Origin of the sequence: Paenibacillus aestuarii, from assembly GCF_027789125.1 — a bacterium.
Lineage (GTDB): Bacteria > Bacillota > Bacilli > Paenibacillales > NBRC-103111 > Paenibacillus_E > Paenibacillus_E aestuarii.
In genome coordinates this window covers 14,188-26,282 of record NZ_JAQFVF010000055.1, presented here as the reverse complement: position 1 = coordinate 26,282, position 12,095 = coordinate 14,188, and the positions used below count along the sequence as shown (strand labels likewise).

The following is a 12,095-nucleotide window of genomic DNA, read 5'->3' as shown; positions in this document are numbered from 1 at the left end:
ATGCGGGAGCGGCTGGATAATTAAAGCTTCACTTGCTTCAATAACTCGATATTTAGCTCAGTGACATTGACGCGCGGCTCGCCGAAAACGCCTAATTGGCGGCCTTTCGTATGAGCGTCGATCAGCTCGTTAAGCTGCTGTGCGCTGATTCCCGTCTCCTTGCTGATACGGGACACTTGCGCTTTCGCCGCTTCGGGAGACAGGTCCGGGTCGAAGCCCGAGCCGGATACCGTCAACAAATCGGCTGGAATATCCGTCATTGTGGGATTATCTTTTTTGATCTCATCGATTTTGTCAGCTATCGCTTTGACATAATCGTCGGAAGCGATGGCCATATTGGAACCGGCTGAAGCAGTAGGATCGTATTTGGCATTCGAAGCTCGGGGGTGGAAAAGTTTGGGAGACTCCACGCCCTGAGCCAATAATTCTGAGCCGACCGTTTGGCCATTCAGCTCAATCAAACTGCCATCAGCCTGTTTAGGGAATAACACCTGCGCAACTCCGGTGGTGACCAAGGGATAGATGAGCCCGCAGACCAGCATGAGCACCACGGAAACGCGAATCGCCGTCCATATATGTTTCATATCATATCTCCTAGTTACAGGGAAACTCCAAGCCTGCAAGCTCTACGAGCAAGCTTGAAGCTTCTCCTTCTTTATTTTAAACGATGTGCAGCCCCTGCAGGACCAGGTCAATCAGCTTAATCCCAATGAACGGTACGATGACACCGCCGACACCGTAGATGAGAACATTGCGCGAAAGCAGCCTATCCGCCGACATCGCGCGGTATTTGACACCTTTCATCGCGATCGGGATGAGCAGCGGAATGATAATGGCATTAAATATTAATGCCGATAAGATTGCCGACTGCGGCGAAGCCAAATGCATGATATTCAACGCCTGCAACTGCGGCATAGCCAGAATAAACATGGCAGGAATGATCGCAAAATATTTGGCAATATCGTTGGCAATCGAGAATGTCGTCAGCGCTCCGCGCGTAATCAGCAGCTGTTTGCCGATCGACACCACGGACAACAGCTTCGTCGGGTCGGAGTCGAGGTCGATCATATTCGCCGCCTCTTTGGCCGCCATCGTCCCCGAGTTCATCGCTAAGCCGACATCGGCTTGCGCAAGCGCCGGGGCATCATTCGTTCCGTCACCGGTCATCGCCACGAGCTTGCCTTCCTGCTGCTCCTTGCGAATGACCGCTATCTTGTCTTCCGGCTTGGCTTCCGCGACGAAGTCGTCGACGCCGGCTTCCAGCGCAATCGTCGCAGCTGTGAGCGGATTGTCACCCGTACACATAATCGTTTTGATCCCCATCGATCTCATCTCGGCGAAACGTTCTTTCAGTCCAGGCTTCACCGTATCTTTCAAGTAAATGACACCGAAGATTCGCTCATTGACGGATACAGCCAGCGGAGTACCTCCCGCCTTGGCGATCCGTTGGGCAGCTTCGTCCAGATCAGCAGGAATACTGCCGCCCTTAGCCATTACATGCTTTTTCACGGCATCGACAGCGCCTTTGCGCACTTGCACGCCATTGCTTAAATTCAAACCTGACATACGCGTTTCTGCTGTAAATTCAATTGACTCAGCGTCCCGGTACTCGCTTTCCGCCCAAGACTCGCCAAGCTTGCCCGCCAGCTCTACAATTGAGCGGCCTTCCGGCGTTTCATCTTTGACTGATGCTTTCAACGAGCTAAGGATCACTTCTTTTTGAGTTACGCCTTTAACAGGAATAAACTCGGCCGCCATCCGGTTACCGTACGTAATCGTTCCAGTTTTATCCAAAATAAGGGTATCGATATCACCGGCAGCTTCCACCGCTTTACCGGACATGGCCAGTACGTTATACTGGGTCACCCGGTCCATTCCCGCAATGCCAATCGCGGACAACAAGCCGCCAATGGTCGTCGGAATCAAACAAACAAGCAGCGCGATCAATGTAGCCAGGTCCAGCTGGACCCCTAGATATTGCGCCATCGGAACCATCGTAATAATCACGATCATGAAGATCAGTGTTAAAACGGCCAACAACGTTGTGAGGGCAATTTCGTTCGGTGTTTTTTGCCGTTTCGCGCCTTCGACGAGGGCAATCATGCGGTCCAGGAACGATTCACCCGGGTCTGTCATCACTTTCACGATAATATAGTCCGAGGCGACCCGAGTACCGCCGGTGACGGAAGAGAAGTCGCCGCCAGCTTCCTTAATAACCGGTGCGGATTCGCCCGTAATCGCGGACTCATCAATCGAAGCAAGACCTTCTATAATTTCCCCGTCCGTCGGGATAATTTCCCCGGTATCGACGCGGACGATGTCGCCTTTTTTCAATTGCGTTGACGATACTTGCTTCAAGGAACCGTCTTTTTGCACCAGTTTCGCCATCGTATCAGACTTCGTTCTCCGCAGCGTATCCGCCTGTGCCTTCCCGCGGCCCTCGGCCAGCGCTTCGGCAAAGTTAGCGAAAAGAACCGTGAACAGCAGGATCAAACAGACGGCGATATTATAGCCACGGCTGACCCCAGAGGCGACAAACAGATCGGGTTTGAAGGATAATAGCAACGTAATGAACGTGCCGACTTCAACAATGAACATGACCGGGTTCTTGATCATGACGACAGGATTTAGCTTTTTGAATGCATCGAGAACGGCTTGTGCAGCCAACTCTTTCGATATTGTTTTTTTACGTACGGTAGTCATAAGAATCCTCCCTCGAATGTACGCCGCGCTTAATGCGGCATGGCCAAATGCTCAGCAATCGGTCCCAGCGCCAGAGCAGGGAAGAAGGTAAGCGCCCCGATTACGAGAATGATCATTACCAATATTCCCGTAAATAGAGGGGTATTCGTCCGCAAAGTGCCCGTCGTTACCGGCACAACGCGCTTGACTGCCAATGAACCGGCGATTGCCAGCATCGCAATTATGGAGATGTAGCGGCCAAACAGCATCACTAAACCAATGCCCACATTATAGAAGTTCGTATTGGCATTCAGTCCGGCAAACGCAGAGCCGTTATTGGCTGCGCCCGATGTGAAAGCATATAACACTTCGGACAAGCCGTGCATACCGGAATTGGAGATCGATGCAATGGACTCCGGACGCAAGAGCGCAAGCGCAGTCGGAGCTAGAATGATCAACGGATGTGTGAGCAATGCGATGGAAGCGAGCTTCACTTCCTTGCCTTCAATCTTCTTGCCGAGAAATTCCGGCGTACGGCCGACCATCAAGCCGCAGATGAAAATCGAAAGGATGAGATATAGTAAACCGTTCAACAAGCCTACGCCTTTACCACCGTAAACGTTATTGAGCATCATTTCAGCAAGTGGCACAAAGCCGCCCATCGGGGTCAACGATTCATGCATGTTATCGACAGAGCCTGTCGTGGCCGCGGTCGTCACCGCTGTGAACAGCGCCGATTGCGCAACACCGAGCCTGACTTCCTTGCCCTCCATGTTGCCATGAACGCCCATGCTGTCGAGTGCCGCAACACCTTTGTATTCAGCAACGAATACGGTCGCCAGCATCACCAGGAAGATGACGCCCATTGCCGTGAAAACCGCCCAGCCTTGCTTCTTGTTTTTGATCATAAGCCCGAATGCATAAACAAGCGCAGTAGGTAGAAGCATCATGCATAAAATGTGAATCACATTCGACAAAGCGGTCGGATTCTCAAACGGATGCGCGGCATTGGTACCAAACCAGCCCCCACCGTTCGTTCCGAGATGCTTGATCGACTCCAGCGACGCCACAAGCCCTCGCGTGATCGTCTGCGGCGCGCCTTCCAGCGTCGTAGCTGACGCCGCTCCTTGCAGCGTTTGCGGGATGCCTTGGAACACCAAGAACAAAGCAACGATAAAGCCCAGCGGCAAAAAGATACGAGTAATCGAACGCGTGACATCCACGTAAAAGTTGCCAAGATTGTCCTGACGGCCGATTAAGCCGCGAATAAAAGCAATCGCAACGGCAAACCCGGTCGCCGCCGATGTGAACATCGGGAAGGTTACGGCCAGCAGTTGAGATAAGTAGGACAGGGCATTCTCACCGCTGTACGACTGCCAGTTCGTATTCGTGATAAAAGAAGTTGCCGTATTAAACGCTTGAGCCGCCGGCATATTGCCGATGCCGTCCGGATTGAGCGGCAAATATTTTTGCGTTCTCAAGACAAGATACAAGAGAACCATCATAACGAAGTTGGAGAGGAGCATCGCTCCCAAATATTGCTTCCACCCCATCGATTCTTTCTCGCGAACACCCATGATGCGGTAAAAGCCCCGCTCGATGGGACCGAACACCCGGTCTAGGCCGGAACGTTCATAATCAAATACTTTGACAAGATAGCTGCCCATCGGCTTCACCAATAGCAGAATAATGACTACTGTCAGGGCTACCTGCACAATTCCCATACCCATGTCTGAAAATCCTCCCCATGCACCGATGCATGTCTCTTTTTAAAATTTCTCCGGTTTCACCAACACAACGCAAAGATACACGATTAGCACACCGGCAATTAAGCCAATAACCCACATGGGTGCCACCTCCTAAGCTTTTTCACAGAACTTCAAAAACCCCCAAAACACCGCAAAGGATGCGATAAAAAGGATTACCATACCAACATCGCCAAACATATGTTTGGTCACCTCCCGCAACTAATCAACTAAGAATGAAACCTGGCCATTCCTTGAATAAATCACATGATCAGCCCCGAGCCCTTTGTAGATGTGCCTGACACTGGCCCGCTCGGAGATTACATAAATCGGCTGTGCCGTCCATTTCCGGACAATCTGGAGATAACGGCAGCATAGCGGCAAACTTTTTTCGAACATAAACACTTTACCGATCGGTGTCTCCGGAACAGCCCAAGTTTCATGCTCCACCGTATCCACCATGAGGATGTGCTCGACGCCAAGTCTGCGAAGACGCTGCTCTTCCTGCTTATTATTGGTTATTACAATAAATGGCAAACACTTGTATTTCAAATACCGGAGCAATGGTTCACCCGTATTCATCGGCGCCACAACAAGAATAAATGCAGAATCTTTCATACCCTACGCCTCCACCATCACCACGCCCGCTCTGAGCTTCTTTATTGCTTATTTGCTACAAGAGAAATCTTAATACGATTTGCTGTAAAAAGGGGGTAAAGAATGCAGGATCAGGTGTAAAAAAAGCATAAAAATCTCACTCGTTAGAAAGAGATATAGGCTTGTGCATGATCGAATAAATAACTGCGGTCTCTTAGACAGTTCCACTCCGATTTCACAGGAAAAGCCGTTTCAGGCTCGCTAGTCATGCACGTCAATGCCGATTCCAGGATTTGCGCGCGGTCGATCCCCCAGACTTCTTGCTTCAGAAGCGCATACTGCAGCGCATCCTCCAAGGATAAGCCCTTAATCCGCTGAAACACGTAAGCCCAGCGGACGAAATCTCCATGCATGGCCGTGCAGGGCAGCGCGAAACCGCTAATGCCAATGTCCCCGTGATCGGAACCAAGCGTGAGCACACCGCAGCCGTCTTGATACCCGTACCCCGGGAACAGCCTTTGTTTGAGCTCCTTATCAAAGCGAAAGCATTCGATGCTGCTGATTTTGCAGCTGCCGGCATGAGCCTGATGCAACGGGCAAATCTTTTCCTCAATCATTCTTTGTACACGCTCCTTATTTGTGAAAAGCACAAAGAAGCCCTTGCGCAGAGAAATTCTCTACACGCAGGCTTCTTGTCCAGCCGCATTCGTTTAAGCGGCCGGCAGATCCTTCAGAGGTCATTCTCTCCCAATACGCTTACGAGGTTAGCTGTCGGATTCGGGCTTGAGAGCGCCCTACTCCGGCAATCGTTTGCCAGAGATTCACCCCGAGAACGCCGCCGGTAATTACCGTATTTACCCGGCTAATTCTTGTTGGTTCCCCCGTTCCCTATCGAGTAGGGACTCAGCGTTGTTGCTTTGTTTTATTTGGTTGTGAGCCAAATCATAGACCCTTTCCGTGGAGATGTAAAATGATACAGAGCCGATCTTTCGCCATTTTTGACCTGTTTCATGAATGAAAGCGTATGCAACCGTATATTTTAATTAGCATCCTGCCGAGACCATTTCTACACTCGCCCCCGGAGGTTGCTCTAAAGCGGGAAATCCGCTTTAGAGGGTCGGTGAACGCGGATCATAGGCTTCCTTGCTTAAAATAAGAAAAAAACCAGTCCTCCACTAAACGTGGGATGACTGGGTTTCCTTTTTTATCCGTAGCATGACTCATCCTAATTCATCCTGCTCATACAGCGACGCTTCCCGATCGCGGATCAGACGCCGCAGTTCAGCGGCCAAGGTACGGTCGATCGTCCCCTGTTCGTACAGATTTTGCACTTCTTCCCGCTCCGCCTGCACAGCAATCCAGTGCAATTCTTTCCTGGACTCGTCGAACGTGCGATCCTTATGCGTGGACGCCAGCTGGATCTTTTTCAAACGATCGACGACTTGGTTGTAGTAAGCCACCACGCATTCCGTCGGATCATCCTTCAAATCCGGTGTGCACAACGGTCCCATCTGATGAATAACCGCCTGACCGCACTGGATCTTAAGCCCGCGAAGCGCGGCCACATCCTGCTCGGAGAAAGAGATCTCGCTCGGAATAAGGCGGAACGAGGTCTTCAACCGAACCCACAGCTTCTTGAAGATCATTACCCAGAGATGGAACCGATTGGCGAGAATAAGATCGACTTGATCCAGCATTTTGAAATAGAAATCAGCATGCCGCTGTGTGATGGTCCCCTGCTCCAATTTGTTGCTGATAAAAGCTCGCTCAATATTTAGCGCAGCCCGGCGCAGCTCCACTTCTTCATGACGCAGACGCGGTAATGGCCTAGGCGAATTTTCCGTTGCGCTTAACTGCTGAATCATTCTGCGGTATTCAGCAATGACCGATTCCACCGCAATCTCGTTCTCCTCGTTGCTCTCCTGCTGCAAGTGCCGCACGGCTGCCTGCATCACCTGAATTTGCCACTCGCGCTCGATCTGTGCCTTCTCCGTCTCGTCGGCGGACACCCGCTTCTTCGCGATCAGCGGCAGTAGAATGCTCGCTGTCAGCAGCGACAGCAGGATCACACAGGCCGCGAGGAAGATGATGAGATCGCGCTGCGGGAATAGCTCTCCGCTCGCCAGAGATAGCGGAATGGAGAAGGCACCTGCCAGGGTCACGGCACCGCGCACCCCTGAAATTGTCGTTAAGATAAGCACCTTGAAGCTCGCTGCTTCTTTGTTGTTTTTGCCGAACCAGCGCCCGCCTCTTGTAAACAGCAGGGTCCATACAAAGCGGAGGACGAGCAGCATCACGAAAATAACGACCGCGTAGCCCAGCATCAGGTAATTGTTGAAGTCCGGATCCTTGAAGATGACTTCGGTCACTTCGGGGATTTGGAAGCCGAGAATGACAAAAACCAGCCCGTTCAAGATAAAAAGAATGACCGACCACGTGTTCGTCGATACCGACTTCAGCTTCGGCATATCGCGTTCCAGCCGTTCGCTCTCCACCGCGTGCACAATGCCGCCCGCCACAGCGGACAAGATCCCCGATACGCCGATCTCCTCTGCGATCAAGTACAGGAGGAACGGCGTCAGGATCTGCAGCAGCATGTGCATCGTCTCGTCCTCTAAGCCGACGCGCCTGAGCAGTTGGCGGATGCCGATGATGATGAACGCCAGCAGCGCCCCGACGACCAAGCCGCCCACAGCGATGATGAGGAAGCTGACCGTCGCCTTCTGCAGCGAGAACACGCCGGTCACCATCGCGGCGATGGCGAACCGGAAGGCCACCAGGCCTGAGGCGTCGTTCATTAAGGCTTCGCCTTCCAAGAGACGCATCAGGCTCTTTGGCAGGTGAATCCGGCCTGCCAAGGAGCCGACGGCGACCGCGTCCGTCGGCGACAGAATCGCCGCCAGAGCGAAGGCTGCTGCCAGTGGGATTGACGGGATCATCCAGTTGATCGTGTAGCCGACAACCAGCACCGTCGCAAAGACAAGCCCTACGGAGAGCAGTAGAATCGGCGCCCGCAATCGCCACAGCTCCTCTCGGGGCGTATGTTTACCATCGTTATACAGCAGTGGAGCGATAAATAAGATAAAAAACAGCTCCGGTTCCAGCGGTATATGAATGCCTATCGGGATCACCGCGATAATGGCTCCCAGCACAATTTGAATCAATGGGACAGGCACGAAGGGAACGAACCTGTAGATCACGTTGGATACCCCAATTAAGACCAGCAGTAACAGAACGGCAACAAAAACTTCCAACCTGACTCCCCCTCCTACACAAATAAACGAAATCATTCCGCAAACTCTGGCAAACAGCTTCTATATTACCCTATATTGCCAGAATTGAAACGAAAATAAAAGCCCATGAGCGGCATACAGGCTCAGAGGCTTTATCGTTGTTACGCTTATTGGATTACTTTACTCGACGATCAATTTCCCCGTCATATCACCATGGCCCTGACCGCAGAACAGATCACAAGCAAATTTAAACTCGCCCGTCTTGTCTGCAGTAAAAGTGACGGATTTGCCGGCTTGAATCGTCTTATCGTATCCTTCGATTTTGACCGAATGGCTGCCTTGCGCGTTTTCAAGCGTGATTTTGACTTTATCGCCTTTTTTCACACGAATTTCCTTCTGATCGAACTCAAAGTTTTTGGCTTGAAGCGTAATTTCCTTCACCACGCTGAGAGTTCCGGACGTCGCACCGCCTTCGTCTTTGCCGCATGCTGCAAATACCGAGACGATCATCACCAGCATGGCCACTAAAGCTGCGTTTTTCCATACTTTTTTCATCTTATTAGACCTCCATGATTAAAAATGTTTTATAATCCGTAATACCCTGTAAATTATGTTGAACTCATGATTACGATTGTGAAATATTTCACAATTTTGTCAAGATCATAACATTACTCTACCAACAATGTCCGGCATTCCCTTTACCAAGTGACGAAGCCCTTCGAGCCCACACCTGGGTGCATGATCATATCCATTAACGGAATCGAGTATGCAATGAGGATCAATATGACCGATAGACTAATCCAGACGCCCCAACGCTCCAAATAAGCGGGTGTCGCTTCGGCCTGTTCCATCGTCTCACCGATTGGATATTCCGTTGCGCCTTGAGGTGCTTTGAGCAGTGCAAACACATTGTATACCATGAGCAGAACGCCAATGAATAACACCGTGCCGCCTACAGCCATGCCAACATAATAAGGCATCCAACTCGCCGCATCCGCATGTCCCTCATAGGTCGTAAATGACGTTCTCCGAGGCGCGCCTAGCAATCCCGATAGATGCATGGCTCCTGACATGAAGAACATGCCCACGCACCAGATCACTGTCTGAATGATACCCAGCTTATTCATGCGCTTCGTTAGAACGCGTCCGGTTACGGCCGGGATCAACCAATACGTAATGCCAAAGAAGGTTAAGGCTACACTCGTCGCAACGGTCAAATGAAAGTGCCCTGTCACCCATAACGTATTGTGAATGACAGCGTTCATTTGGTTGCTCGCATTGATCAACCCGCCGGCGCCGGCAGGAATGAAGATCAGCATGCCCATGAATGGAGCGAAAAAGCGCACGTCCCGCCAAGGCATAACACGAACCCAGCCGAAAAGCCCTTTGGCTCCTTTGGCGCGACCGTTCAGTTCAAACGTGGCGAATAAGGAGAATGCTGTCATCAACGAAGGAACGACAACCATGAACGTCAGAACAACTTGCAGGAACTTCCAAAACGGGCTGATCCCCGGCTCCATCAACTGATGATGAAACCCTACCGGAATCGAGAACAGCAGCAACAGAATGAAGGCCAGTCTAGCCAGCGCATCGCTATAAATTTTGCCCCCGATCATTTTCGGAATGATGACATACCAGCACATATACGCAGGCATAAGCCAGAAATAAACGAGCGGATGACCAAAATACCAGAACAGTGTGCGGCTAAGCATCACATTGATCGTTTCCACCCAACCGAACGACCAGGGAATCAACTGAATCAGCACTTCGGCTGCCACACCTAGCGTCGCAATCTGCCACATCAGGAACGTAACGACCGCCATGAAGGCAAATAGTGGAGATGTCTGGCCTTGATGCATTCTTTTCCAGTATTTAAACTGATAAAAAATTCCCCAACCGCTAATCCAGCTGCCTACTACAATGAAAACCAAGCTGATATAGAAGTAAGGAGATGCCTTAAGCGGCGCGTAAAACGTATACAGTACACTGGCCTTCCCGGTCAGAATCATGACCACGCCGAGTGCAGTGCCAGCTGTCATAAGTGCAAATCCGAGCCATCCCATGCGGTTCACAATCGGTAGCAGTTTACCCCCTAACGTATGGGATACACCTGAATACAGAAACCCGATAATAAAATACGTTGTAAAAATGATAGCCATCAACACGCCGTGCGCGGTCAAGAGCTCATAGTATCCAATATTGAACGGGAGCTTCAACGTCCCGCTTCTCACCATCGATTGCAGCAGCCCGGCCACTCCGCCAATAAGCAAAGCTATAAAAGCAACAAGGATATGGGCAACAACGAGCCTGCCGTCCTTTGGATCAAATATAGCTTTACCAAACTCCTGTCTTCCTGTCAGCATGACAACTTCCACCTTCCTGAATAGCTTCCTGTCATTTTACGATAATCGTTGTCTTCATAAATTCATGCGCACCACCGCAGTATTCGTTGCATAGAATCAAATACTCGCCTGGCTTCGTAAACTTATGGCTGACATGGCTGACTTCACCAGGAACAATCATCATATTGATATTGGTGCCCGGGATTTCGAAGCCGTGAACGACATCCTGGCTGGTCACCACGAAGTCAATGGTCGCTCCGAGCGGAATCTCCATCTTATCCGGAGCATAGCCGAAGGTAAAAGCGGTCATCACAGCTTCATACGTGTTGTCCCCGGTTTGGCGCAGCCCTGGCTTGTCGAATGGCGCTGTCTCATATACTTTAGCCGGATCGAGCATATGGTGGTGTTCACTAGGCGGTTGTAAGCCCATGGCAAAAGCGGATACGCCTAGGACGCCTAAAAAAACGAATAACATGCTGATCCCAATGGTGAGCCAAATTTTTTCAAGTTTATGAATATGCATAACCTGCCCCTTTCTCCTTGCATTACGATTCGGCTACTGTCTAGAAAGAAATAATAGGAACACGGCAAACCAAGTAACAGCCAGAAATCCCCCTAGAAGCAATACCGCAGCAAAAGTTCCCTTAAGAACCGGCTGCTCATCTGTAGCAGCAGCCACAGCCTGATCTTTTTCCTTCATCTCCATAACGATGTTAATCACCTCCATCTTCGGGCTAGATCGCGTCGCCCTTATTGTAGAAGATTTCCAGCGTAAACCTCTGTGACGAAGATCACATCGCCGCGAAATCGCACATTTGGCCTATAGCCTCCGTCTGCCCTGCTGCAGAGCTTCATAATCCTGCATCGTTCTGATGCTGGAGGCAAGATTTCCCTCAGCGCCAAGTTCCGGCAGGTCGTCCAGTGAGGCGTCTCCCCAAATAATATGATCGAGCAACGCTAATATCTTGGATTCGCCTCGTTCCAATAACGGAATCATGGGCGACGTGCTTGCCCGGTCATAAATACCGTGTAGCGGAACTAACTCGCCCGCAATACGAGGGATGACCGCGTGGAGCCCTTCGCTCTTTCTCTTCCACATAAGCTTCGCTGCTTCACTGGAAAGGAAGGGCATGTCACCGCCTACAATCCATACCGACGAGTTGCCAGCTAACGATAACGCCGCATGCAGCCCTCCAAGCGCTCCACAGCCTTTAAAAAAATCCGTTATCACACGCACCGACGGATCGAGCACAGGCAGCAACGGTCTAGGCTCGTCCGTAACAACCATAAGTTCATCACATAAACTTCTCATTTGATTAATTTGCCGGACAATGAGCGGCTGCCCGTCAAACGGGAGCAGCGACTTCAACGTGCCATTCATGCGACGTTTGACTCCACCAGCCAAAATCACTCCTGTAAGCATTTACCGCCACACCTCCCTAACAAGTTTGGTATAGTTATAATTTAGTTCAGACTTTGCATTCCGTAAGTGAAAA

General features: G+C 50.8%; 12 protein-coding genes and 1 riboswitch. All 12 genes read right to left on the bottom strand.

Annotation, left to right across the window (positions count from 1 at the left end):
* Positions 1-20: 20 nt before the first annotated feature.
* The 12 genes from kdpC to mobA all read right to left on the bottom strand — a co-directional run bounded on the left by kdpC (position 21) and on the right by mobA (position 12,022).
* Positions 21-584: a potassium-transporting ATPase subunit KdpC gene (kdpC, locus tag O9139_RS21945; protein WP_270881561.1), complete on the bottom strand. Its 564-nt coding sequence runs from the start codon at positions 582-584 to the stop codon at positions 21-23.
* A gap of 76 nt (positions 585-660) precedes the next feature.
* On the bottom strand, positions 661-2,703 hold the full coding sequence (gene kdpB, locus O9139_RS21940) for a potassium-transporting ATPase subunit KdpB (protein WP_270881560.1): 2,043 nt from the start codon (positions 2,701-2,703) through the stop codon (positions 661-663).
* 29 nt (positions 2,704-2,732) lie between these two features.
* Complete coding sequence (kdpA, locus tag O9139_RS21935) at positions 2,733-4,406, bottom strand: potassium-transporting ATPase subunit KdpA (protein ID WP_270881609.1); 1,674 nt, start codon at positions 4,404-4,406, stop codon at positions 2,733-2,735.
* A 45-nt stretch (positions 4,407-4,451) separates the two neighbouring features.
* Positions 4,452-4,529: a potassium-transporting ATPase subunit F gene (locus O9139_RS33390; RefSeq protein ID WP_377525942.1), complete on the bottom strand. Its 78-nt coding sequence runs from the start codon at positions 4,527-4,529 to the stop codon at positions 4,452-4,454.
* A gap of 120 nt (positions 4,530-4,649) precedes the next feature.
* Complete coding sequence (locus O9139_RS21930; protein ID WP_270881559.1) at positions 4,650-5,045, bottom strand: hypothetical protein; 396 nt, start codon at positions 5,043-5,045, stop codon at positions 4,650-4,652.
* Between the two features lie 143 nt (positions 5,046-5,188).
* Entirely contained in the window at positions 5,189-5,641 is a 453-nt protein-coding gene (locus tag O9139_RS21925) for a hypothetical protein (protein ID WP_270881558.1), read from the bottom strand.
* Positions 5,642-5,761: 120 nt separating this feature from the next.
* A riboswitch (cyclic di-AMP (ydaO/yuaA leader) is annotated at positions 5,762-5,943 on the bottom strand.
* 301 nt (positions 5,944-6,244) lie between these two features.
* Positions 6,245-8,278, bottom strand: a complete 2,034-nt coding sequence (locus O9139_RS21920; RefSeq protein ID WP_270881557.1) for a Na+/H+ antiporter — start codon at positions 8,276-8,278, stop codon at positions 6,245-6,247.
* Between the two features lie 159 nt (positions 8,279-8,437).
* Positions 8,438-8,812, bottom strand: a complete 375-nt coding sequence (locus O9139_RS21915; RefSeq protein WP_270881556.1) for a cupredoxin domain-containing protein — start codon at positions 8,810-8,812, stop codon at positions 8,438-8,440.
* 143 nt (positions 8,813-8,955) lie between these two features.
* Positions 8,956-10,620 carry a b(o/a)3-type cytochrome-c oxidase subunit 1 gene (locus tag O9139_RS21910; RefSeq protein WP_270881555.1) on the bottom strand — a complete coding sequence of 555 codons (1,665 nt, stop codon included), beginning with the start codon at positions 10,618-10,620 and terminating at the stop codon, positions 8,956-8,958.
* A gap of 31 nt (positions 10,621-10,651) precedes the next feature.
* Positions 10,652-11,122: a cytochrome c oxidase subunit II gene (locus O9139_RS21905; protein WP_270881554.1), complete on the bottom strand. Its 471-nt coding sequence runs from the start codon at positions 11,120-11,122 to the stop codon at positions 10,652-10,654.
* A gap of 33 nt (positions 11,123-11,155) precedes the next feature.
* Positions 11,156-11,305, bottom strand: a complete 150-nt coding sequence (locus O9139_RS21900; protein WP_333742804.1) for a cytochrome c oxidase subunit 2A — start codon at positions 11,303-11,305, stop codon at positions 11,156-11,158.
* 114 nt (positions 11,306-11,419) lie between these two features.
* Positions 11,420-12,022 carry a molybdenum cofactor guanylyltransferase gene (mobA, locus tag O9139_RS21895; RefSeq protein WP_270881553.1) on the bottom strand — a complete coding sequence of 201 codons (603 nt, stop codon included), beginning with the start codon at positions 12,020-12,022 and terminating at the stop codon, positions 11,420-11,422.
* Positions 12,023-12,095: the final 73 nt, after the last annotated feature.

Bases quoted from the DNA above. Each gene is read 5' to 3' on its own strand.
- kdpC (WP_270881561.1), bottom strand. From the start codon at position 584: ATGAAACATATATGGACGGCGATTCGCGTTTCCGTGGTGCTCATGCTG.
- kdpB (WP_270881560.1), bottom strand. From the start codon at position 2,703: ATGACTACCGTACGTAAAAAAACAATATCGAAAGAGTTGGCTGCACAA.
- kdpA (WP_270881609.1), bottom strand. From the start codon at position 4,406: ATGGGAATTGTGCAGGTAGCCCTGACAGTAGTCATTATTCTGCTATTG.
- O9139_RS33390 (WP_377525942.1), bottom strand. From the start codon at position 4,529: ATGTGGGTTATTGGCTTAATTGCCGGTGTGCTAATCGTGTATCTTTGC.
- O9139_RS21930 (WP_270881559.1), bottom strand. From the start codon at position 5,045: ATGAAAGATTCTGCATTTATTCTTGTTGTGGCGCCGATGAATACGGGT.
- O9139_RS21925 (WP_270881558.1), bottom strand. From the start codon at position 5,641: ATGATTGAGGAAAAGATTTGCCCGTTGCATCAGGCTCATGCCGGCAGC.
- O9139_RS21915 (WP_270881556.1), bottom strand. From the start codon at position 8,812: ATGAAAAAAGTATGGAAAAACGCAGCTTTAGTGGCCATGCTGGTGATG.
- O9139_RS21910 (WP_270881555.1), bottom strand. From the start codon at position 10,620: ATGCTGACAGGAAGACAGGAGTTTGGTAAAGCTATATTTGATCCAAAG.
- O9139_RS21905 (WP_270881554.1), bottom strand. From the start codon at position 11,122: ATGCATATTCATAAACTTGAAAAAATTTGGCTCACCATTGGGATCAGC.
- O9139_RS21900 (WP_333742804.1), bottom strand. From the start codon at position 11,305: ATGGAGATGAAGGAAAAAGATCAGGCTGTGGCTGCTGCTACAGATGAG.
- mobA (WP_270881553.1), bottom strand. From the start codon at position 12,022: ATGCTTACAGGAGTGATTTTGGCTGGTGGAGTCAAACGTCGCATGAAT.